The organism is Nocardioides sp., from assembly GCF_044226305.1.
Classification (GTDB): Bacteria; Actinomycetota; Actinomycetes; order Propionibacteriales; family Nocardioidaceae; genus Nocardioides.
The window spans coordinates 41,633-61,975 of sequence record NZ_JBGAHF010000007.1 but is presented as its reverse complement, the minus strand read 5'-3'; the positions used below and the strand labels follow the sequence as shown (position 1 = coordinate 61,975).

The following is a 20,343-nucleotide window of genomic DNA, read 5'->3' as shown; positions in this document are numbered from 1 at the left end:
CTCCAGCCTACGAGCACACCCAACCCCCCGGGAGGGGCACGGCAGCGCCCCCGAACGCGTCAGGCGGTCTGGTGGGCCGGCTCGGTGCCGGAGTCCTCGGCGGTCAGCGGCTGGGCGATGCTCTCGAGGGACACGCCCTCGGCCTTGACGCCGAGGAACGCCTCGACGATGCCGGCCCCGATCATCAGCGCCGCGCCGATGAAGTAGCCGATCGCGATCCCGGTGATGTCGCCGGAGGCGGAGGCCCTGTCGATGAGGTAGCCGAAGAGCAGCGGGCCGGTGATGCCGCCGGTGGCGGTGCCGATCGCGTAGAAGAACGCGATGCACAGGGCGCGGGTCTCCATCGGGAACACCTCGCTCGCCGTCAGGTACGCCGCGCTGGCGCCGGCTGAGGCGAAGAAGAAGATGATCACGCCGAGCAGGGTCAGCGAGAACGCCGTGACGCTGCCGAGGAAGAGCCCGGTGATCCCGAGGAGGGCACCCGAGAACACGTAGGTGAAGGTGATCATCTTGACCCGGCCGATGCGGTCGAACAGCGGGCCGAGGATCAGGGCGCCGGCGAAGTTGCTGAGGGCGAAGACCGCGAGGTACCACCCGGTCTGCTTCACGCCGAGGAAGGTCGTCAGGGTGTCGCCGTAGGTGAAGAAGAAGGCGTTGTAGAGGAACGCCTGGCCCACGAACAGCGAGAAGCACAGGACCGTCCGCTTGGGGTACATCGTGAAGACGGTCTTCGCGATGAGCGTGAACGGGATGACCTTGCGCTGGCGGATCGTGATCGTCTCGTTCGTGGGCTCCAGGTCGTGGCCGGTCTCCTCGGTGACGGTGCGCTCGATGTCACCGACGATCCGGTCGGCCTCGTCCTCCCGCCCGTGGATGAACAGCCAGCGCGGGCTCTCCGGCACGTGCCGGCGCACCAGCAGCACGCCGACGGCGAGGATCGCCCCGAGGCCGAACGCCAGGCGCCAGCCCCACTCGGGGTTGATCACGGTGGGGTCGAGGAGCGGGATCGTCAGGAGTGCGCCGGCCGCGGCCCCGACCCAGAACGAGCCGTTGATCGAGACGTCGACCCGGCCCCGGTACTTGGCCGGGATCAGCTCGTCGATGGCCGAGTTGATGGCGGCGTACTCGCCGCCGATGCCCATGCCGGTGATGAACCGGGCCGCGAAGTACCACGCCGGGGTCATCGAGAACGCCGTCAGGACGGTCGCGACCGAGTAGACGGCCAGGGTGATGAGGAACAGCTTCTTCCGGCCGAACCGGTCGGTCAGCTGTCCGAAGAACAACGCACCGAGGCACGCGCCCGCGACGTAGATCGCGCCGGCCATGCCGATGTCGGAGCTGGTCATGCCCAGACCCGTGGTCGGGTCCTTCAGCGCGTCGGACATCGATCCGACGATCGTGACCTCGAGGCCGTCGAGGATCCAGACCGTCCCGAGCCCGATGACGACCATCCAGTGCCAGCGCGCCCACGGCAGCCGGTCGAGCCGGGCCGGGACGTCGGTGGTGATGCGACCTGTCTCTACTCCCATGCGGAGGTACTTACCCCGCCGTGGCGTCGGTCACTCCCGGGCGCGGTCGAGCCCGGCCAGGACGAGCTCCAGACCGAAGTCGAACTCCGCGGCGAAGTCGTAGCCGGGCCGGAGGACGTGCTCGACGGTGAGCTCGGTCAGATGCGGGTAGGCCCCGGCGGGGAGCTGTCCCATGATCGAGGCGGCGAGCTCCGCGGTCTGCTCGGCGCCCTCCATCGGGAGCATCGCCTCCTGGAGGGCGAAGCCGTACACGTAGCTGTCGAGCAGGGCGTAGGCGTGCGCCGTCTCCGCGACCGTGAACCCGCCCGCCCGGAAGATGCCGATCACGGTGTCGTGGTGGTGCAGGGTGGCCGGCCCCGGGGTGCGGCGCGACTCCATCAGCGCGATCGCCCACGGGTGCCGACGGAGCACCACCCGGGCCGAGTGCGCCCGCCGGCGGATCGCGGCCCGCCAGTCGCCGTCGGCGTCGGGGAGGTCGATCTCGCCGAAGACCAGGTCGACGATGCCGTCGAGGATCTCCTCCTTGTTCGCGACGTGGTGGTAGAGCGACATCGGCTTGACGCCCAGCTCGTCGGCCAGCGCCCGCATCGTCAGCGCGCCGAGGCCACCCGCGTCCACCACGGCCATCGCGCCGTGCAGGACCCGGTCGCGGGTCAGGGGCGTGCGCGGCACGGCCGGTTCGGTCACCAGGAGCTCCTCGGGTTGTCAGCGGGTCGTCGGAACGCTACCGTACATTGTACGTCGTACTAAGTACGGTCAATCCCGAGGAGCCCCCGATGTCCACCACACCCCTCCCGTCCACCCCGTCCGCCCTCCCCGCGACGATGCGTGCGATCACCCAGCCGTCGTACGGCGACGTCGACGTGCTGCGCGAGGCCAGCGTCGCCGTACCCGAGCCCGGTGACGGCGAGGTCCTGGTGCGGGTCGCCGCCGCCGGCGTCGACCGCGGAACCTGGCACTGCATGAGCGGCCGGCCGTACCTGATGCGGCTGATGGGCTTCGGCCTGCTCCGGCCGCGTCGGCTCGTGGCCGGTCTCGACGTGGCCGGGACGGTCGTCGCGGTCGGGGGCGGCGTCACCCGGTTCGCGGTCGGTGACGAGGTCTACGGCTTCAGCCACGGCTCCTTCGCCGACTACGCGGTCGCGCCGGAGGAGAAGCTGGCGGCCAAGCCCGCCTCCCTCTCGTTCGCCCAGGCGGCCGCGCTGCCGGTCTCCGGCGTCACCGCCCTGCACGCCGTGCTCGACCAGGGCCGGGTGACCGCGGGTCAGCGCGTCCTGGTCGTCGGCGCCTCGGGCGGGGTCGGCAGCTACGCCGTGCAGGTCGCCGTGGCCGCCGGCGCCCAGGTCGTCGGCGTGTGCAGCACCGCCAAGGTCGAGCTGGTCCGCTCCCTCGGCGCCGAGCGGGTCATCGACTACACCCGCGAGGACCCCACGGCCGGAACCGACCGGTACGACGTCGTCATCGACGTCGGCGGCAACACCCGGGTCTCCCGGCTGCGGTCCGTCCTCACCCCGACCGGGACCCTGGTGCTCGTCGGCGGCGAGACCGGCGGCCGGTGGACCGGCGGGTTCGGCCGGTCGCTGCGCGCCGCCGCGCGGTCGCCGTTCGTGCGGCAGCGCCTCGTCATGCAGCTCCCGAGCGAGCACTTCAGCGGGCTGGAGCGCCTGACGCCCCTGGTCGAGGACGGGTCCGTGACCCCGAGCGTCGAGCGCACCTACCCGCTCGCGCAGGCGTCCGAGGCGGTCGCCGCCGTCGCCGCGGGCCGGGTCCGCGGCAAGGTCGTGGTGAGCGTGGGTCAGCGCACCGAGTAGTCCCGGAAGCCGCGCTTGGTCTTCCGGCCGAGGTACCCCGCGGTCACCAGGTGCTCCAGGAGCGGCGCCGGAGCGAAGCCGGGCTCGCGGAACTCGAGGTACAGCTCGCGCTGGATGGCCAGCGAGACGTCGTTGCCGACCACGTCGAGCAGCTCGAAGGGGCCCATCGGCAGCGCGCAGCCACGCTTCATCGCGGTGTCGATGTCGTCGGCGGTCGCGTAGTGCGCCTCGAGCATCCGGACCGCGTCGTTGAGGTAGGGGAACAGCAGCGCGTTCACGATGAAGCCGGCCCGGTCACCGCAGGAGACCGCGACCTTGCCGACCTTCGCGCACAGCGCCCGGGTGGTCTCGGTGACGTCCTCGGAGGTGACGACCGTCGAGACGACCTCGACCAGCTTCATCACCGGAGCCGGGTTGAAGAAGTGCATGCCGACGACGTCCTGCGGGCGGGAGGTGGCCTGCGCGCAGGAGATGATCGGCAGCGACGAGGTCGTGGTGGCCAGGATCGCCCCGGGCTTGCAGATCTCGTCGAGGTTCTCGAACAGCGTGGTCTTGATCGCGAGGTCCTCGGCGATCGCCTCCACCACGATGTCCGCGTTCGCGAGGTCGTCGAGCGAGGTGGACCCGGTCAGCCGCGCCAGCACCTCGGCCTTGGCCTCCTCGGTGGCTCGGCCGCGCTGGATCTGCTTGTCGAAGTTGCGGGTGACCGCCGCGACCACGCCGTCGACCTTCTCCTGGCTGCGGCCGACGAACAGGACGTCGTACCCCGCCTTGGCGAAGACCTCGACGATGCCGCTGGCCATGGTGCCGGTGCCGACGACGCCGACCTGGCGGATGTCGTGCCTGAGCTCGGGCTTGTCGTCCGCCGACGGGGTCTGGTCGTCGGGCACGACGGTCGAGCTGTCCGGCGCCTCGTAGGTGTAGAAGCCGCGACCGGTCTTGCGACCCAGCCACCCGGCGGTGACCATCTGCTTGAGCACCGGCGCCGGCGCGTGCAGCCGGTCCCGGCCCTGGCGGTACATCGTCTCCAGGATCTCGTACGCCGTGTCGAGGCCGATCAGGTCGAGCAGCGCCAGCGGACCCATCGGGTAGCCGCAGCCGAAGCGCATGGCCGCGTCGATGTCCTCGCGGCTGGCGTAGCGGGCCTCGTACATCGCGACGGCGTGGTTGAGGTAGCCGAAGAGCAGGGTGTTCGCGATGAAGCCGGCCTTGTCGCCGCAGACGACCGGGCTCTTGCCCACGGCCTCGACCAGCGCGGTCACGTCGGCGAGGACCTGGTCCTCGGTCACGACGGTGCGCACGATCTCGACCAGCTCCTGGACCGGGGCCGGGTTGAAGAAGTGGATGCCGATGACCCGGCCGGGCCGGGAGTTCGCGGTCGAGATCTCGGTGACCGACAGGCTCGAGGTGTTCGTCGCCAGCACGGTGTCCGGCGACACGATCGCGTCGAGGTCGCGGAAGAGCGACTTCTTGATCTCCAGCGACTCGACGACCGCCTCGACGACCAGGTCGGCGTCGGCGAGGTCCTTGAGCGAGGTGCTGAAGGAGATCCGGCCCAGCAGGTCGGCCTGCTCCGCGTCGGTCATCTTGCCGCGGGTGACGGCGCGGGCCGTGGAGTGCTCGAGGTGCTGACGTCCCCGCACCACGCCCTCGTCGTCCTTCTCGACGCCGACGACGGCGTACCCCTGGCGGGCGAAGACCTCGGCGATTCCGGCACCCATCGTGCCGAGGCCGATGACCCCGATCGTCGAGAAGGTGCGCGCAGCCGGGGCAGGAGAGGTCGTCATGCCGCGCATGCTCCCACGCGGCCCCACCTCGTGGCAGTGGCGTACTTCACTCGCGGGTAACTTGGATCGTTCATCTGCCCGGTCGGTCCCGGGTCGGCGCCGCCATCACCACCCGGCGGCCGTGCACCATCAGCCCCATCCGCTCCTCCTTCTCCTGCATCCGGCGGTGCACCGGCTCCAGCTCGGTGAGCTCGGCGAAGCCGAGGCGCGCGTAGAACGGGGCGTTCCACGGCACGTCGGCGTAGGTGCACAGCGAGATCGTGTCGTAGCCGCGGCGCGCCGCCTCCTCCCGGGCCGCCGCCACCAGCGCGGTCCCCGTGCCCCGCCGCTGCTCGGCCGGCCGCACCGCGAGCTGCTCGAGGTGGGCGACGCCCTCCAGCTCCATCACGTGCGCGAACCCGACGACCGGGTCACCGGCGACGAGCAGGAAGCCGGGGACGCCGGCGCGCCACCTGCCGGGAGTCACCGGCCAGTCCAGCGGGCCGAAGAGCGGGACGAACTGCTGGTCGGCCTCCTCCTCGACCGCGGTGACGGCGTCCAGGTCCTCCCGGCGCGCGGGCCTGATCTCGGGCACGCCACCACTGTAGGTAGATTCGGCGCCCGTGAGACTCGTCGTTGCGCGCTGCCAGGTCGACTACGCGGGCCGGCTGACGGCGCACCTGCCGATGGCGACCCGGGTGCTGATGGTCAAGGCCGACGGGTCGGTGCTCGTCCACTCCGACGGCGGCTCCTACAAGCCGCTGAACTGGATGTCGCCGCCGTGCACCGTCCGGGAGGGCACCACCGAGGACGGCCAGGTCGAGTGGACGGTCACCAGCCCCAAGACCGACGACACCCTGCGCATCCTCATCGAGGAGATCCACCACGAGTCGAGCCACGACCTCGGCGTCGACCCCGGGCTGCAGAAGGACGGGGTCGAGAAGCACCTCCAGGAGCTCCTCGCCGACCACCCGGCGACCCTCTCCCCCGGCCTGACGCTGGTCCGCCGCGAGTACCCCACCGCGATCGGCCCGGTCGACCTGATGTGCCGCGACGCGGACGGCCACTCCGTCGCGGTCGAGATCAAGCGGCGCGGCGAGATCGACGGCGTCGAGCAGCTGACCCGCTACCTCGAGCTCCTCAACCGCGACCCGCTCCTCGCCCCGGTCCGCGGGATCTTCGCCGCCCAGGAGATCAAGCCGCAGGCCCGGGTGCTCGCCACCGACCGCGGGATCGCCTGCGCGACGGTCGACTACGACGCGCTGCGCGGGCTCGACGACCCGAGCCACCGGCTGTTCTAGGAATCTCGGTCGCGGCGGCGCCCCTCCTCGGGGGACGCTGGCCCGCATGCTCACCAACTACTTCGACGGCGACGTCGCGCAGCGTTACGACGCGGGCTCGGCCGCGATGTTCGCGCCCGAGGTCCTGGGCCCGACCGTCGACCTGCTGGTCGACCTCGCGGGCGGCGGGGCGGCGCTGGAGCTGGCGATCGGCACCGGCCGGGTCGCGCTGCCCCTCAGCGAGCGCGGCGTGCCCGTCCACGGGATCGAGCTGTCGGAGGCGATGGTCGAGCAGCTGCGCGCCAAGCCGGGCGGCGCCGACCTCGAGGTCGCGGTCGGCGACATGACCTCGACCCGGGTCGACGGGCGGTTCCGGCTCGTCTACCTGGTCTTCAACACGATCGGCAACGTGACGACCCAGGACGGCCAGGTCGCCGTCTTCCAGAACGCCGCCGACCACCTCGACCCCGGCGGCTGCTTCCTCGTGGAGACCCTGGTGCCGGTCGTGCGGAAGATCCCGCCCGGCGAGCGGTTCAGCGTGTTCGCCCACACCGACGCGCACGTCGGCATCGACGAGTACGACGTCGCCACCCAGCGCACGTGGTCGCACCACTACTCCTCGAGCGACGGCGAGACCTACCACCGGCGCTCGATCCCGTTCCGCTACACCTGGCCGGCCGAGCTCGACCTGATGGCCCGGCTCGCCGGGATGCGGCTGCGCGACCGCTGGGCCGACTGGGACCGCTCCCCGTTCACCGGCGAGTCCGTCAAGCACGTGTCGGTGTGGCAGAAGGCGGATACTCCGGCGTCATGAGGATCTTCCACCTCGCGACGCTCGCCGACTGGGAGGCCGCCCAGGCGGCCGGCGCCTACACGACCTCGACCCGCGGGGTGACCCTCGAGCAGGAGGGCTACATCCACGCCAGCCGGGCCGACCAGTGGGAGGGCGTGCGCGCGGCGTTCTACGCCGACGTCACCGAGCCGCTGGTGCTGCTCGAGATCGACACCGACCTGCTCGACGTACCGGTCGTCGAGGAGCCGCCGGCGCCCGGCGTCGCCGAGACCTTCCCGCACGTGTACGGCGCGATCCGGCCGGACGCGGTCGTGGGCGTCACCGCGCTCTGACCACGGTGGCCGGGCGGGCGCAGGCGTGCGGCCTCAGGCCCGCTCGACCAGCGAGACGACCTCGTCGGCGACGCCCCAGCTCAGCGTGACGCCCGCGCCGCCGTGGCCGTAGCAGTGCACGACGTCGCCGACCCGCTCGAGCCGGATCGCGGGGCGCACCGGGCGCAGCCCCACCTTGTGCCGCAGCACCCGGGCGTCGGCGAGGGCGGGCACCAGCCGCGCGGCGCGGGCCAGGATGTCCTCGGCGTTCTGCTCCGAGCGCGAGCGGCTCCACTCCCCCTCCACGTCGACGCTCCCGACGACGACGTCGTGGGTGCGCGGCACCACGTACGTCGGCCCGGACTCGTCGAGCCACCAGTGGTCGAGCCCGAACTGCTCGACGCACAGGACCTCGCCGCGGACCGGCACGACCGTGCGGTCCGCCCCGAGCAGGCGGGCGCCGAGCCCGGAGCAGTTGACGACCAGGCCCTCCTCCGGGAGGCCGCCGAGGTTGAGCCGCGTGATCGTGCCGCCGGCGTCCTCCACCCGTCCGACCAGCCAGTCGAGGTAGACGCTGGTGTCCGCGACCGGCGTCACGAACCGCCAGCCCTCGGTCCAGCCGGCCGGGACGTCCCGGGTCCGCTCGAGCGCCGGCGCGGCGGCCGACCACCACGGCTCGCGGGCCGCACCGGTGAACACCTGCGTGCCGGGCACCATCCGGACGCCGGACTCCGGCGAGCCGCCGTACTCCGGCGGAGCCGCCAGGGCGTCGAAGACGGCGTACGACGTCGCGGCCCAGGCGGTGACCCGCTCCTGCGGCAGCGCGCGGTAGGGGAACCAGAAGCCCGCGGCGACGGCGGACGTCGTCTCGCGGGGCAGGTCCCGCGCCACGACGTCGACCCGGTGCCCCGCCTCGAGCAGCCGGACCGCGCAGGTCAGCCCCACGACGCCTGCCCCGACCACGACCACCCGCTCCGCCATGGGAGCAGTGTGGCGCACGTGCTAGACCAAGCCGCACGATCCGGAGGTTGCACCCCCGTCACCCTCGTCGTGGGCTAGCGTCGCCGGATGAGGCCGCGAGTCCCGATCGTCCTGACCGCACTGCTCGGCGCGCTGCTGGTCGCGGTGCCCGCACCCGCGGCACCCGGGGCACCGGGGAGCGCGGCGAAGCCGAGGATCGACGAGCGCCGGGTCGTGTTCGACGTCGACAACACGAGCGCCCTGACACCGGCCTGCTCGCCCGACGAGGCCTCCTACCACCTGCGCGGTCGGCTGGTCGGTCCCACCGCGGACCTCGACGGGGGCGGCGGCTCGTGGTGGGTGAGCGTGCTGGTGCACGACATCGGGACCGGCGGCTGGTTCTGGAACCTGCGGACCCATCCCGCCTACGACTACGCGACGCAGCTCGCGAAGGCCGGCCAGACCACGCTCGTGCTGGACCGGCTCGGGTACGGCGCCAGCCCGCTCGCCGACGGCCGGGACACCTGCGTCGGCGCCCACGTCGACATGCTGCACCAGGTCGTCCAGGACCTCCTCTCCGGTGAGTACCGCTACACGAACGCCGAGCACGGCTCGACGCCGGCGGCCGCGCACGTGGTGACCCAGGGCCACGGCGTCGGCGGCCTGATCGTCCAGGCCGAGGCGGCCGACTTCGACGACGTCGACGGCGTGGTCATCATGTCGTGGGCCGACTCGGGCCCCACCCCGCTCGCCGTGCGCACCGGCGTCCAGCAGGCCCGCGACTGCGCTCGCAGCGACTACGCGCCGTACGCCCAGACGGCCTCGGACTTCCGCAACATCATGTTCGACTCGGCGCCGGGTGCGGTGCAACGGGCCGGATCGTTGCGGCGGAGCGAGGACCCGTGCGGCGACGTCGCGAGCCTGCTGTCGCTGTCCGGCCAGGACCTCGGCGCGGGCGGCGTCGACGCCCCGGTCCTGCTGCTCTTCGGCGCGCGGGACAAGCTGATCCGCCCCGTGGCACGGCAGCAGCAGGCCGACTCCTACCCGAGCGCACCGGTGATGAAGGTGTTCCCGGGCACGGGCAGCTCGCTGCCTCTGGAGAACTCCGCCGGCAAGGTGCGGTCGCTGGTGCTGCGCTGGCTGGGCTGGCTCCAGTGACCTCGGGGTGACGTAACCCGGCTCGGACCGGGGTCGTTGGGCACCCGACGAAAGGTGCCCCGATGTCCCGACGCCTGCTCGCCCTCCTGGCCCTGCTGCTCTCGATCGCGTGGGCCGCACCCGCGGTCGCCCACGAGGAGCGGCCCGCCCAGTTCCCCGACGGCACCGGCCACCGCCCGCACTTCCTCGGCTGGGACAACCCGCGCCAGCGCGTGGTCTGCCAGAACGGCAGCGCCGCCGCCGTCGCGGCCCTGCCGGACGGCGCCGCCAAGCAGCGCAGCCAGCGGCTGCTGAGGTCGTGCCGGTTCCACTCGATCCAGGACGCGATCGACTCGATCCACCGCCGGAACACCTCGGTCTACGTGCTGCCGGGGACCTACCACGAGGCGAAGTACGCGACCGCGCGGCGCAGCCACTACTGCTCGCACCTGAAGACGCAGTCGACCGCTCCCCTGCTCTCCTCGGAGTACATCGGAGCATCTCCTCCCCCGACCCGGGCGCGGAGAAGGAGGCGGCAGCGAGCGGGGAGACGAACCCGATCGCGCTCTCCTACGCCGACCAGCGTCGCTGCGCCCACAACCTGAACCTGATCGCGCTGTTCGGCGACCGCACCCCGGGTGACGACAGCATCCGTTGCAACAGCCGCTTCTGCGGCACCCAGCTGGTCGGGACCGGACGCGGGCCGGCCGACGTCGTCGTCGACAACCGGTTCCACAAGCTCAACGGCATCCGCGCCGACCGGATGGGCGGGTTCTACCTGAGCAACATGACGTTCCAGCAGGCGGAGTTCAACTCGATCTACGTGCTGGAGACCGACGGGTTCGTGCTCGACGACGTCGTCGCGCGCGGCAACGACGAGTACGGCATCCTCGCCTTCGCCAGCGACCACGGTCTGATCCAGGACTCCGAGGCGTACTACAACGGCGACTCCGGGATCTACCCCGGCTCCGGCTCGGACCTCAACGCCGACAACCCGGACTTCGAGGCGACCCGCTACGCGATCGAGATCCGCCGCAACTCCAGCCACGACAACACGCTCGGATACTCCGGCACCGCCGGGAACTCGATCTGGGCGCACCACAACGAGTTCTTCGACAACGCGACCGGGATCGCCACGGACTCCCTCTTCCCCGGGCACCCGGGACTGCCGCAGGACCACGCGCGCTGGGACCACAACGACATCCACTCCAACAACTCCAACTGGTACACCCGGTTCGTCGACACCGGGGTTTGCGCCGAGCCGATGGCGGAGCGCGGCTACCTCCACGGCACGGTCTGCCCGGTGGTGCCGACGCCGGTCGGGACCGGCGTCCTGATCGCAGGCGGCAACTTCGACTCCACCGACCACAACTGGATCTACGACAACTGGCGCTACGGCACCATGCAGTTCTGGGTCCCCGCAGTCCTGCGCGACGACTACGACCCGTCGCACCTCTACGACACCTCGAACCACAACCACACCTTCGAGAACCACCTGGGCACCGACCCGGCGGGCCACGAGCTGCCGAATGGCCTGGACCACTGGTGGGACGACCAGGGGGTCGGCAACTGCTGGGAGGACAACCACTACGGCTCGCGCGGCCGGACCGACAACTTCACCGTGGACCCGCCGGCGTGCGCCGACGGCGGGTCGGTCTTCCTGCCGGGCGCGGCGGTCAAGGACGCCGGCTTCCTCAGCTGCAGCCAGTACGACCGCAACGACCCGACCTGGAGCCACCCGGCCGGCTGCACCTGGTTCGACGACCCGGCCGAGCCGGGCACCGCCGCGTCGACCCGACCCGACTCCGCGACCGTCCTCGTCGCACCGCTCGCGCTCTCCGGTGCCGCCGTGGCCCTGGGCATCGGCGTCGTACGCCGGCGGTGGAGCCGTGCTGCGTAGGCTCGGCCTGCTCGCGGTCCTGCTGCTGGTGGTGCTCGCCGGCGGCGGGGTCGCCGTCGCCCGCAGCTCCCCGGCGCTGAGCGCCGCCGGCCCGACCTCGGTGGCCGGGACCGACGCGTCGGCCGTGTTCACGATCGCGGACCGCACCGTCCGTCAGGTCCGGTACTCCGACGGCGGCACGCTGCGCTACACGTTCCGCCTGAGCAACGAGGGGCGACTGCCCCTCACGGTGCGCGGCCTGGCCGACGACCAGCCGCCGTCGCGGCTGTTCCACCCGACCGGCCTCACGCCGGTCCACCTCGCCCCCGGCGGGTCCGCCGACGTGACCCTGGCCCTGCACATGAGCGGCTGCGAGACGCTGTCCGCGCGCGCCGGGGCGTTCGTGACCGAGGTGGCGGTGAAGGTCGAGCGCGGCGGCGTGCTGACCGACGACGTCAGCGTCACCCTCCCGGAGCAGCTGCACACCGGCTCGCCGCGCGAGGCCTTCTGCCCGAACTCGACGGCGACCTCGCGGCCCGCCGGCTGAGACCTCAGACCCCGGCCTGGCGCGGAGCGGTCGGGTCCTCGCCGCCGGCACCCTGCTCGCGGGCGACGTACTCCTCGATGTCCTCGATGTCGTCGCGGTTGCGCTCGGCCACGTTGAGCAGGTCGCTCATCGTGGCGACCTCCTCGACCTGCTCCTTGATGAACCACTGCATGAACTGCTCGGAGGCGTAGTCGCCCTCCTCGCGCGCCGTGCGCAGCAGCCCGTTGACCTGCTCGGTGACGCGGCGCTCCTGCGCGAGCGCGAGCGCGATCGGCGCCACCACGTCGGCGAAGGTGCTCACGGGCGCCTCGACCGCGGGGATCTCGACCGGGTGGTCGGTGTCGAGGAGGTACTGGACCATCATCATCGCGTGCCCGCGCTCCTCGAGCGCCTGGGCGTAGAAGAAGGCCGCCAGCCGCGGCATGGTCTGCACGTCGTAGTGGATCGCGCAGGCGAGGTACTGGTTGTGCGCGGCGAGCTCGTTGCCGATCTGGGCGTTCAGCTGCTGGGCGAAGCGGGGTGCGGCCACGGGGGCTCTCCTCGGGTCGACGGGTCAGGCGGCCTTGGCGAGCTTCTTCTTGGTCACCTTCTTGCCGTCGAGACGGACCAGCTCGCGCTTCTTGACCGTATACCCGGTGGGCAGGCTGCCGTCCTTCAGCATCCGGATCGGGCAGCGCCCGCAGCGCGACTTCGAGACGCAGCACTTCGTCTTGGGAAGCTTCGCGACCTTGCCCTTCTTCTTGCCCACGAGCAGCACGGTACCAGAGGAAGGTAAGGACAGCCTCACCTCAGTCGAGGTCGTTCGCCTTCCGGATCACGTCGACGATGCCGTCCATGATCTCGGTGAGCCCGAAGTCCTTGGGCGTGTAGACCGCGGCGACCCCGAGCTCGCGCAGCCGCCGGCCGTCGGAGTCGGGGATGATCCCGCCGACGATGACCGGCACGTCGCCGAGCCCGGCCTCGCGCAGGCCGTCGAGGACGTCGGGGACCAGCTCCATGTGCGACCCGGACAGGATCGAGAGACCGATGCAGTGCACGTCCTCGGCGACCGCGGCAGCGACGATCTGCTCCGGCGTCAGCCGGATGCCCTGGTAGATCACCTCGAACCCGGCGTCACGGGCCCGGACGGCGACCTGCTCGGCGCCGTTGCTGTGCCCGTCGAGGCCCGGCTTGCCGACGAGCAGCCGCAGCCGCCCGCCGAGCTCCTCGCCGGTGGCCCGGACGCGCTCGCGCACGGCCGTGAGCTCGGCCCCGGCCTCGGCCACGACGGCACCGCTGACGCCGGTCGGGCCGCGGTACTCGCCGAAGACCTCGCGCAGGGTGCCGGCCCACTCCCCCGTCGTCGCTCCGGCCCGGACCGCCGCGAGGGTGGCCTCCATCAGGTTCTCGTCGGTCTTGGCGGCGGCCGCCAGCCGGGCGAGCGCCTCGGCGACCTCGACCTCGTCGCGCTGGGCCTTCCAGGCCTCCACGCTGTCCCGGGCCGTCTTCTCGGCCGCGGGGTCGGCGACCATGATCGCGGCGTCGAGGTCCGCGGTCAGGGGCGAGGGCTCGGTGGTCTCGAACCGGTTCACGCCCACGATCACCTCCTCGCCGGACTCGATGCGCGCACGGCGCGCGGCGTGGGAGGAGACGAGCTCGGACTTCATGTACTCGACGGCGGCGATCGCGCCCCCCATCGCCTGCACGCGGTCGATCTCGGCGCGTGCGCCCTCGACCAGCTCCGCGACCTTCGCCGCGATGACGTGCGAGCCGTCGAAGATGTCGTCGTACTCGAGCAGGTCGGACTCGAAGGCGAGCACCTGCTGGAGGCGCAGGGACCACTGCTGGTCCCAGGGCCGGGGCAGGCCGAGCGCCTCGTTCCACGCCGGCAGCTGGAGCGCGCGGGCGCGGGCGTTCTTCGACAGCGTGACGCCGAGCATCTCGAGCACGATCCGCTGCACGTTGTTCTCGGGCTGCGCCTCGGTCAGGCCGAGCGAGTTGACCTGGACGCCGTAGCGGAACCGGCGCATCTTGGGGTCCTCGACGCCGTACCGCTCGCGGGTGATCTCGTCCCAGAGCTGGACGAAGGCCCGCATCTTGCAGGTCTCCTCGATGAACCGGACGCCGGCGTTGACGAAGAACGAGATCCGGCCGACGACCTTCTCGAAGTCCGCGGCGTCGACCTGGCCGGAGTCGCGGACCGTGTCGAGCACGGCGATCGCGGTGCACAGCGCGTAGGACAGCTCCTGCACCGGCGTCGCGCCGGCCTCCTGCAGGTGGTAGCTGCAGATGTTGATCGGGTTCCACTGGGGGATCTGGTGGACCGTGTAGGCGATCATGTCGGCGATCAGCCGCATCGAGGCCTCGGGCGGGAACGCGTAGGTCCCGCGGGAGAGGTACTCCTTGATGATGTCGTTCTGGGTCGTGCCCGCGAGCTGGCCCGCGACCGCCTCCGGGGTCAGGTCGGGGTTCTGCTCCTCGGCGACGACCTGGTACATCGCCAGCATCCACATGGCGACCGCGTTGATCGTCATGGAGGTGTTCATCTCGGTGAGCGGGATGTCCTCGAAGAGGCGCCGCATCTCGCCGAGGTGCGGCACCGGCACGCCCACCTTGCCGACCTCGCCCCGGGCCAGCGGCGAGTCGGGGTCGTAGCCGGTCTGGGTGGGCAGGTCGAACGCGACCGAGAGACCGGTCTGCCCCTTCGCGAGGTTCGTCCGGTAGAGCGCGTTGGACGCGGCGGCCGTGGAGTGACCGGCGTACGTCCGCATCACCCACGGCCGATCCTTCGTCGGCCTGTCCTTCTCCGTCATGGACCCGAGGGTAAGGCGGCGGCTACCGCTTGGTAACCGCCTGTGGGGTATCCGACACCGTCAGGCGCTGGCGGCGACGCGCTCCACCTCGACGACACGGATCAGGTGGGACAGGTGGAGCATCCGGCGGACGGCGGGGCCGCAGCCGCGCAGCGTGAGGTGGTGGCCCCCGCGGCTGGCGATCCGGGTCGCGACGGCGAGCACCTTCAGCGCCGTCATGTCGATGGCGGTCACGTCGGTCAGGTCGACGACGACGTCCTGGTCGTGGCCCTCGAGCAGGTCGTAGATCGCGTTGCGGACCTCCCACGTGCTGCGCACGTCGAAGGCACCGCTGAGGAGGAGGGTCGGTCCGTCGGTCGTGATCTCCATGGTGCTCCCCGTCCCCGGGGCCCTGAGATGCCCCGGTAGCTCCCATCGTGGATGGCTGCTGTCACCCACTATGACGCCGGTCACCCCCGATCGGTTGCCTCTCGGGCCCGAATTCCCGTCGTGTCGCGTCCGGGTGGACCACGCCCTAGGCTCGGGCCCATGGTCAACCTCACCCGGATCTACACCCGCACCGGCGACGGCGGCGAGACCCGGCTCGGCGACATGAGCACCACCCGCAAGACCGACCCCCGGCTGGCGGCGTACGCCGACGTCGACGAGGCGAACGCGACCATCGGGCTCGCGGTCGCCACCGGCGGGCTCGAGGACGACGTCGTCCGGGTCCTGACGACGGTGCAGAACGACCTGTTCGACGTCGGCGCCGACTTCTGCACCCCGGTGGTCGACGACCCCGAGTTCCCGCCGCTGCGCATCGAGCAGGCCTACGTCGACCGGCTCGAGGGCTGGTGCGACCACTACAACGCCGACCTGCCGGCGCTGCGCTCCTTCATCCTCAACGGCGGCACCGTCGGCGCCGCCCACCTGCACGTCGCCCGCACCGTCGTGCGCCGCGCGGAGCGGTCGGCCTGGGCGGCGTACGAGGTCCACGGGCCGACGATGAACCCGCTCGCGCTCACCTACCTCAACCGGCTCTCGGACCTGCTGTTCATCCTCGCCCGGCACGCGAACCGGGAGCAGGGCGACGTGCTCTGGGTCCCCGGCGGCGAGCGGTAGCGCGACCCCGAGCACCGGCCGGCCGCGGCCCGGCTATCGTCGCCAGCGTGCCCGACCACCAGCGCATCCTCGTGGTCACCACGACCGCGGGCGAGGCCGAGCTGGCGCGGGTCCGTGACGACCTCGGCCGCCGTCCGGTGGTCATCAGCGCCCCGACGGCCGACGCCGTGCGGGTCACGCGCGTCCTCGGCGTCGAGCCGCAGGTGGAGCCGACGCTGGCACCGGTGGCGTTCCCCGACGCCGACCGCGGGCACCGGCTGGACGACCTGGTGCGGCGGCACGCCCTGCACGACCGGTTCCGGGACGTCGTGGTCGTGGCGGACCCGGCCACCTCGACCCTGCTGCTGCGGGGCCCTGGCCCCCGACCAGCTGGCCTCCGGCGGCGCGGTGACGGTCGTGGGCCTGGCCCGCGGTGACCGCCCGGTCGCCGTCCGGCGCGGGCTCGCCTCCGGGCTCGTGCTGGGGGTCGCGGCGAGCGTGGCCGAGCCGGTCGCGCAGGTCTTCACGCTGCCGGCCGCGGTCGCCGCGGTCGGGCTCGTCCTGCTGCTGCCCCGACGATGGCGACACCTCGGCCGGGAGCTGCTGCTCGTGGCCGCCGTCGCCCTGGTCGTCGTCCTCACGGTCATCGCCGGCTCGGCACGCTTCCCCGACGGCTGGTGACGCGCGAGTCAGGCGGCGACCAGGACGGACCACGTCGGGTGGGCCGTCTCCGGGTGGGCCGTCCCCGCGTCGACCGTCACGTCGCGACCCGCTCCCGCCGCTCCCGCGCGGCGAACGCGGTGACGGCGGCCGGGATCATCAGCCCGGCCACCACGAGCAGCATGCGCAGGGTGCCGACGTGGTCGGCCAGCAGGCCGAGCAGCGGCGGTCCGGCGAGGAAGGCGGCGTACCCGATCGTCGAGACCGCGCTGACCCGGCGGGCGGCGCGCAGCGGGTCGTCGGCGGCGGCGCTCATCCCGACCGGGAAGCCGAGCGAGGCACCGAGGCCCCACACCACGATCCCGACCGCGACCAGCCCGGCCCAGGCGCCGAACACGACCAGGACGATGCCGACGAAGGTGGCGGCGGCGCTGGCCCACAGCACCGGCGCCCGCCCGTAGCGGTCGAGGAGGACCGGGCCGTAGAGACGGCCGCCCATCATCGAGCAGACGAAGAGGGTGTAGCCGGCGACCCCGATCCAGTGCCGGACGTCGTAGCCGTCGATGAGCGAGAGGGCCAGCCAGTCGTTGGCCGAGCCCTCCGAGAGCGCGAACGCGAGCACCATCACGCCGATGGCGAGCGTGCGCGGTTCCCGCCACGGCGAGAACCGCTCCGGGGGCCGGTCCTCGTGGGTCACCGTGGGCGGCAGGTACGCCGCCGCCGCCCGCCACGTCGCCAGCGCGGCGAGCAGCGCGAAGACGGGCACGTGCAGCATCAGCGGCACGTGGAGGGCCGCCATCGGCACCCCGACCAGGGCGCCGGCGAAGGAGCCGAGGCTCCAGCCGGCGTGGAACCGCGGCATGATCGTGCGCCCCAGGCGCCGCTCGACCTCGGCGGCCTCGACGTTCATCGACACGTCCCAGACGGCCGTGCCGACGCCGTTGACGAAAAGTCCCGCCGCCGCGAGCGCCACGACGTCGGCGGCGACCCCGGCGATCGCGACGGTCAGGCCGCACGCGACGAGGACCGCGCCCATCCGGGTCACGGTGCCGGCGTCGTACCGGTCGATGAGGCGCCCGCTCAGCGGCAGCGCGCCGACCGAGCCGATCGCCATCGCGAGCAGGAGCAGGCCCAGGGCGCCGTTGTCGAGGTCAAGCCCGCTGCGGACGTCGGGGAGGCGCGAGACCAGGGTGGCGAAGCAGAACCCGTTGAGGGCGAAGCTCGCCGCGACCGCGTTCCGGGTCTGCAGCAGGGACGGCACCGGACCACCCTCCCCGATGTCGGGTCCGTCGGCCAAACCCGTACTTGACCGGTCCAGGATCCGGTCAGAACGCGTGCTCGGTGCGGAGCCCGCGGAGCCAGGCGGCCACCAGCGGGACGTCCCAGGCGTCGGCGAGCGCGAGCGCGTCGTCGGCGTGCCGGGCAGCGAGGTCGCGCTCCCCGGCTGCCGCGGCCGCGAGGGCGAGGTAGGAGTCGACCGGCCCGAGCGCGAGCGAGGAGCCGGCGCAGGTGTTGAGGCCGGCCAACGGGGCGAGCCGCTCGTAGGCGCCCGAGGCCAGCGCCGGCTCACCGAGGTAGAGGGAGAGCTCGGCCGCGTGGGCCCAGGCCAGCAGCGAGATGTCGTTGGCGTGCTCCAACGGTGCCCCCCGCTCGGCGTAGACCGCGCGCGCCCGGTCGTGCTCGCCGGCCCGCCACAGGTAGACCGCGATGCTGGCGGCGAACGGGTACGCCGTCTCGTCGAACGCCTCGAGGACCGGGACCATCTCGCCCGACCGGCCCTGCCAGAGCCGCATCGCCAGGAGCGAGGCCGCGACGCTCTCGTCCACGTTGTTGTGCGAGATCCGCCGCCCGAGGTCGTGCAGCTCGGCGAGGATCCGGTCGCACTCGTCGAAGCGGCCGGCCATCGCGTGCCACGGGATCTCCAGGCCACCGAGCACCAGCTCGCCGAAGGTGATCCGCAGGTCCTGGGCGGCCGCGCGGGCGTCGGCGATCGCCGGCCACATCTCCGCCGTCCGGCCCAGCTCGCTGAGGACGGCGGCGTGCAGGGTGGCCGACACGACGTAGCTGCGGTCGCTCCGGGTCGAGCGGGACAGCTCCAGCGCCTCCCGCACGAGGTCGAGCCGCTCCGCGGCGGTCTCGGCGGTCCAGAGCGCCACGAAGCCCACCTGGCAGGCCTGGAGCAGCAGCAGCGGGTCGCCGAGCCGGCGGGCCATCGCCAGCCCCTCGTCGCACAGGGCGCGGCGCTCCTCCCAGGACACGGTGTCATAGAGCTCGTTGGCCAGCGCCAGCATCGTGCGGCAGCGCAGGTCGCTGTCCTCGGCCGGCAGCCGGTCGAGGCTGCCCCGCAGGGCCGCGACGACGTCCTCGTTGACCGAGCCGGGCTGCCCCGAGCGCCACAGGACGCCCTCGGTCGTCGAGATGGCCGCGCGGGCGACGGCCTCCGCGTCCCGCAGCTGCTTGCCCACCACGATCGCCTGCTCGACGGTCGCGACCAGGTCCGGCAGCCGGGCCGCCCAGCGGTAGGCCTCGATCAGCGCCATCAGCACGTCGTAGCGGTCCCGGAGCGTGGCCTGGGCGTCCCCGTCGAGGCTGACCAGCGCCGACTCGAGCAGCTCCGCGGCCTGGTCGTAGGCGTAGAGCCGCCGTGCCAGCGCCGCCGCGTCGACGGCGGAACGCCAGGCCCGGTCGGCGTACGACGGACCGGCCTGGTGCCAGTGCCGGGCGACCTCGGTCTCCCGGCCGGGGACGTCGGTCAGCGCCTCCGCGACCCGGGCGTGCGCCCGGGCACGGCGGCTGGCACTCATCGCGGCGCGCAGCGTGTCGCGCACCAGCGCGTGCGCGAACAGGTACCGGTCGATGCCGTCCTCGCGGACCAGCCCGGCGGCCTGGGCCGGCTCCACCACGTCGAGCAGGTCGTCCTCGTCGATGCCCGTGACGATCGCGAGCGTCGGGGTGTCGAACTGCCGGCCGATCACCGCGGCGGACCGCAGCGCGGCCACGGTCTGCTCCGGCAGCCGGAGGAGCCGGCGGCTGATCACCTCGGTGACCGCGGTCGGCAGCTCGTCCCCGGCCACGTCCCGGGACCGGCCCCGCTCGCCGGCCAGGCGGGCGAGCTCGACGAGGAAGAACGGGTTGCCGTCGGTGCGCTCCTGCAGGGCCGCGGCCTCGGTAGGGTCGATCTCGCGGCGGGCGACGCCCTCGAAGACCTCGGCCACCTCCGCCGGGGGGAGCCCGGAGAGCTGCAGCCGCAGCGCGTGCATCCGGGCCAGCGCCTCCGCCACGTCGGCGAGCGCCCCGGTCGGCTCGGGGTGCGAGCGCCAGGTCACGACGACGAGGAGCCGGGCTCGGTCGGTGGTCTCGGCGAGCAGCCGCAGCACCCGCAGGGTGGAGGTGTCGGCCCAGTGCAGGTCGTCGAGCAACACCATCGTCGGCTGGTCGCGAGCCGCGTCGCGGACGGCGTCCGCGATCCGCTCCCAGGCACGGAACTGCCCGCCCTCCCCCTCGTCGCCGGCCTCGTCGTCGAGCAGCGTCGCGCCGAGCCCGTCGAGCACGGTCTTCCAGGGCCACAGGGGCGGTGCCCCGTCGTCCTGCGAGCAGCGCCCGACCAGCACCCGGAGGCCCCGCTGCCGGGCGCGGAGCACGAGCTCGGCCGCGAGCCGGGACTTGCCGATGCCGGGGTCACCGGTGATGACGGCGTACGACGGCACGCCGCGCTCGGCCGCCTCGACGACGTCGACCAGCGACTCCAGGTCGGCGTCGCGCCCGACCATCGGCCACGGGGCGACCTGGTCGGGCGCC

22 protein-coding genes are annotated in these 20,343 nt (G+C 72.7%); 11 read left to right on the top strand and 11 right to left on the bottom strand.

What is annotated here, in order from left to right:
- Window positions 1-59: 59 nt before the first annotated feature.
- Both ACILQ5_RS09220 and ACILQ5_RS09215 read right to left on the bottom strand, forming a co-directional pair.
- Window positions 60-1,529, bottom strand: a complete 1,470-nt coding sequence (locus tag ACILQ5_RS09220) for an MFS transporter (RefSeq protein WP_395657694.1) — start codon at window positions 1,527-1,529, stop codon at window positions 60-62.
- A 30-nt stretch (window positions 1,530-1,559) separates the two neighbouring features.
- A complete protein-coding gene (locus ACILQ5_RS09215; protein WP_395657693.1) occupies window positions 1,560-2,216 on the bottom strand; it encodes a TetR/AcrR family transcriptional regulator C-terminal domain-containing protein in 657 nt (218 codons plus the stop codon).
- A gap of 89 nt (window positions 2,217-2,305) precedes the next feature.
- Between ACILQ5_RS09215 and ACILQ5_RS09210 the strand changes: the two genes are divergently transcribed.
- Window positions 2,306-3,340, top strand: coding sequence for an NAD(P)-dependent alcohol dehydrogenase (locus tag ACILQ5_RS09210; RefSeq protein ID WP_395657692.1), 1,035 nt, complete (start codon window positions 2,306-2,308; stop codon window positions 3,338-3,340).
- On the opposite strand, the gene ACILQ5_RS09205 is transcribed toward ACILQ5_RS09210, so the two are convergent.
- Window positions 3,325-5,127: a 3-hydroxyacyl-CoA dehydrogenase family protein gene (locus ACILQ5_RS09205; protein WP_395657691.1), complete on the bottom strand. Its 1,803-nt coding sequence runs from the start codon at window positions 5,125-5,127 to the stop codon at window positions 3,325-3,327. The genes ACILQ5_RS09210 and ACILQ5_RS09205 overlap by 16 nt on opposite strands.
- A gap of 70 nt (window positions 5,128-5,197) precedes the next feature.
- Window positions 5,198-5,701, bottom strand: a complete 504-nt coding sequence (locus tag ACILQ5_RS09200) for a GNAT family N-acetyltransferase (protein ID WP_395657690.1) — start codon at window positions 5,699-5,701, stop codon at window positions 5,198-5,200.
- 28 nt (window positions 5,702-5,729) lie between these two features.
- Here ACILQ5_RS09200 and nucS point away from each other — a divergent pair, with 28 nt between their 5' ends.
- From nucS to ACILQ5_RS09185, 3 genes are read left to right on the top strand one after another with little or no spacing between them, the layout of a single operon-like run.
- The gene (gene nucS / locus ACILQ5_RS09195) at window positions 5,730-6,407 is read left to right on the top strand and encodes an endonuclease NucS (RefSeq protein ID WP_395657689.1); all 678 of its coding nucleotides are present in this window, start codon (window positions 5,730-5,732) and stop codon (window positions 6,405-6,407) included.
- 46 nt (window positions 6,408-6,453) lie between these two features.
- Window positions 6,454-7,200 carry a class I SAM-dependent DNA methyltransferase gene (locus ACILQ5_RS09190; protein WP_395657688.1) on the top strand — a complete coding sequence of 249 codons (747 nt, stop codon included), beginning with the start codon at window positions 6,454-6,456 and terminating at the stop codon, window positions 7,198-7,200.
- Window positions 7,197-7,511 carry a DUF952 domain-containing protein gene (locus ACILQ5_RS09185; protein ID WP_395657687.1) on the top strand — a complete coding sequence of 105 codons (315 nt, stop codon included), beginning with the start codon at window positions 7,197-7,199 and terminating at the stop codon, window positions 7,509-7,511. Before ACILQ5_RS09190 ends, ACILQ5_RS09185 begins: the two co-directional genes overlap by 4 nt.
- 33 nt (window positions 7,512-7,544) lie before the next feature.
- On the opposite strand, the gene ACILQ5_RS09180 is transcribed toward ACILQ5_RS09185, so the two are convergent.
- Window positions 7,545-8,471 carry an FAD-dependent oxidoreductase gene (locus tag ACILQ5_RS09180; protein ID WP_395657686.1) on the bottom strand — a complete coding sequence of 309 codons (927 nt, stop codon included), beginning with the start codon at window positions 8,469-8,471 and terminating at the stop codon, window positions 7,545-7,547.
- An 87-nt stretch (window positions 8,472-8,558) separates the two neighbouring features.
- Between ACILQ5_RS09180 and ACILQ5_RS09175 the strand changes: the two genes are divergently transcribed.
- The 4 genes from ACILQ5_RS09175 to ACILQ5_RS09160 all read left to right on the top strand — a co-directional run bounded on the left by ACILQ5_RS09175 (window position 8,559) and on the right by ACILQ5_RS09160 (window position 12,013).
- A complete protein-coding gene (locus tag ACILQ5_RS09175) occupies window positions 8,559-9,608 on the top strand; it encodes an alpha/beta hydrolase (protein ID WP_395657685.1) in 1,050 nt (349 codons plus the stop codon).
- Window positions 9,609-9,670: 62 nt separating this feature from the next.
- Window positions 9,671-10,192: a hypothetical protein gene (locus ACILQ5_RS09170; protein WP_395657684.1), complete on the top strand. Its 522-nt coding sequence runs from the start codon at window positions 9,671-9,673 to the stop codon at window positions 10,190-10,192.
- Window positions 10,087-11,487 (top strand): right-handed parallel beta-helix repeat-containing protein, encoded by a 1,401-nt coding sequence (locus ACILQ5_RS09165; protein ID WP_395657839.1) that lies wholly within the window; start codon window positions 10,087-10,089, stop codon window positions 11,485-11,487. Before ACILQ5_RS09170 ends, ACILQ5_RS09165 begins: the two co-directional genes overlap by 106 nt.
- Entirely contained in the window at window positions 11,477-12,013 is a 537-nt protein-coding gene (locus tag ACILQ5_RS09160) for a hypothetical protein (RefSeq protein WP_395657683.1), read from the top strand. The genes ACILQ5_RS09165 and ACILQ5_RS09160 overlap by 11 nt, the downstream gene beginning before the upstream one ends.
- Window positions 12,014-12,017: 4 nt before the next feature.
- Here the strand turns inward: ACILQ5_RS09160 and ACILQ5_RS09155 are convergent, their stop codons facing one another.
- Genes ACILQ5_RS09155 through ACILQ5_RS09140 form a run of 4 tightly spaced genes read right to left on the bottom strand, consistent with a single transcriptional unit; the run spans window position 12,018 to window position 15,174 of the window.
- The gene (locus tag ACILQ5_RS09155; RefSeq protein ID WP_395657682.1) at window positions 12,018-12,542 is read right to left on the bottom strand and encodes a ferritin; all 525 of its coding nucleotides are present in this window, start codon (window positions 12,540-12,542) and stop codon (window positions 12,018-12,020) included.
- 24 nt (window positions 12,543-12,566) lie between these two features.
- On the bottom strand, window positions 12,567-12,761 hold the full coding sequence (locus ACILQ5_RS09150) for a hypothetical protein (protein WP_395657681.1): 195 nt from the start codon (window positions 12,759-12,761) through the stop codon (window positions 12,567-12,569).
- A gap of 40 nt (window positions 12,762-12,801) precedes the next feature.
- The gene (locus ACILQ5_RS09145; RefSeq protein ID WP_395657680.1) at window positions 12,802-14,805 is read right to left on the bottom strand and encodes a protein meaA; all 2,004 of its coding nucleotides are present in this window, start codon (window positions 14,803-14,805) and stop codon (window positions 12,802-12,804) included.
- 60 nt (window positions 14,806-14,865) lie between these two features.
- Window positions 14,866-15,174, bottom strand: coding sequence for an STAS domain-containing protein (locus ACILQ5_RS09140; protein ID WP_395657679.1), 309 nt, complete (start codon window positions 15,172-15,174; stop codon window positions 14,866-14,868).
- Window positions 15,175-15,333: 159 nt separating this feature from the next.
- On the opposite strand from ACILQ5_RS09140, the gene ACILQ5_RS09135 reads away from it, so the two are divergent.
- From ACILQ5_RS09135 to ACILQ5_RS09125, 3 genes are read left to right on the top strand one after another with little or no spacing between them, the layout of a single operon-like run.
- A complete protein-coding gene (locus tag ACILQ5_RS09135) occupies window positions 15,334-15,906 on the top strand; it encodes a cob(I)yrinic acid a,c-diamide adenosyltransferase (protein ID WP_395657678.1) in 573 nt (190 codons plus the stop codon).
- Between the two features lie 47 nt (window positions 15,907-15,953).
- Complete coding sequence (locus tag ACILQ5_RS09130; RefSeq protein ID WP_395657677.1) at window positions 15,954-16,322, top strand: hypothetical protein; 369 nt, start codon at window positions 15,954-15,956, stop codon at window positions 16,320-16,322.
- Complete coding sequence (locus ACILQ5_RS09125; RefSeq protein WP_395657676.1) at window positions 16,303-16,566, top strand: hypothetical protein; 264 nt, start codon at window positions 16,303-16,305, stop codon at window positions 16,564-16,566. The genes ACILQ5_RS09130 and ACILQ5_RS09125 overlap by 20 nt, the downstream gene beginning before the upstream one ends.
- Before the next feature lie 76 nt (window positions 16,567-16,642).
- Here ACILQ5_RS09125 and ACILQ5_RS09120 read toward each other — a convergent pair whose 3' ends face one another.
- Both ACILQ5_RS09120 and ACILQ5_RS09115 read right to left on the bottom strand, forming a co-directional pair.
- Window positions 16,643-17,806, bottom strand: a complete 1,164-nt coding sequence (locus tag ACILQ5_RS09120) for an MFS transporter (RefSeq protein ID WP_395657675.1) — start codon at window positions 17,804-17,806, stop codon at window positions 16,643-16,645.
- Between the two features lie 64 nt (window positions 17,807-17,870).
- Window positions 17,871-20,343: ATP-binding protein (locus ACILQ5_RS09115; protein ID WP_395657674.1), on the bottom strand; the 2,473-nt coding region annotated here is incomplete at its 5' end.

Coding starts and splice junctions, on each gene's coding strand:
- ACILQ5_RS09220 (WP_395657694.1), bottom strand. CDS start 1,529: ATGGGAGTAGAGACAGGTCGCATCACCACCGACGTCCCGGCCCGGCTC.
- ACILQ5_RS09210 (WP_395657692.1), top strand. CDS start 2,306: ATGTCCACCACACCCCTCCCGTCCACCCCGTCCGCCCTCCCCGCGACG.
- ACILQ5_RS09205 (WP_395657691.1), bottom strand. CDS start 5,127: ATGACGACCTCTCCTGCCCCGGCTGCGCGCACCTTCTCGACGATCGGG.
- ACILQ5_RS09190 (WP_395657688.1), top strand. CDS start 6,454: ATGCTCACCAACTACTTCGACGGCGACGTCGCGCAGCGTTACGACGCG.
- ACILQ5_RS09185 (WP_395657687.1), top strand. CDS start 7,197: ATGAGGATCTTCCACCTCGCGACGCTCGCCGACTGGGAGGCCGCCCAG.
- ACILQ5_RS09180 (WP_395657686.1), bottom strand. CDS start 8,471: ATGGCGGAGCGGGTGGTCGTGGTCGGGGCAGGCGTCGTGGGGCTGACC.
- ACILQ5_RS09175 (WP_395657685.1), top strand. CDS start 8,559: ATGAGGCCGCGAGTCCCGATCGTCCTGACCGCACTGCTCGGCGCGCTG.
- ACILQ5_RS09170 (WP_395657684.1), top strand. CDS start 9,671: ATGTCCCGACGCCTGCTCGCCCTCCTGGCCCTGCTGCTCTCGATCGCG.
- ACILQ5_RS09145 (WP_395657680.1), bottom strand. CDS start 14,805: ATGACGGAGAAGGACAGGCCGACGAAGGATCGGCCGTGGGTGATGCGG.
- ACILQ5_RS09140 (WP_395657679.1), bottom strand. CDS start 15,174: ATGGAGATCACGACCGACGGACCGACCCTCCTCCTCAGCGGTGCCTTC.
- ACILQ5_RS09135 (WP_395657678.1), top strand. CDS start 15,334: ATGGTCAACCTCACCCGGATCTACACCCGCACCGGCGACGGCGGCGAG.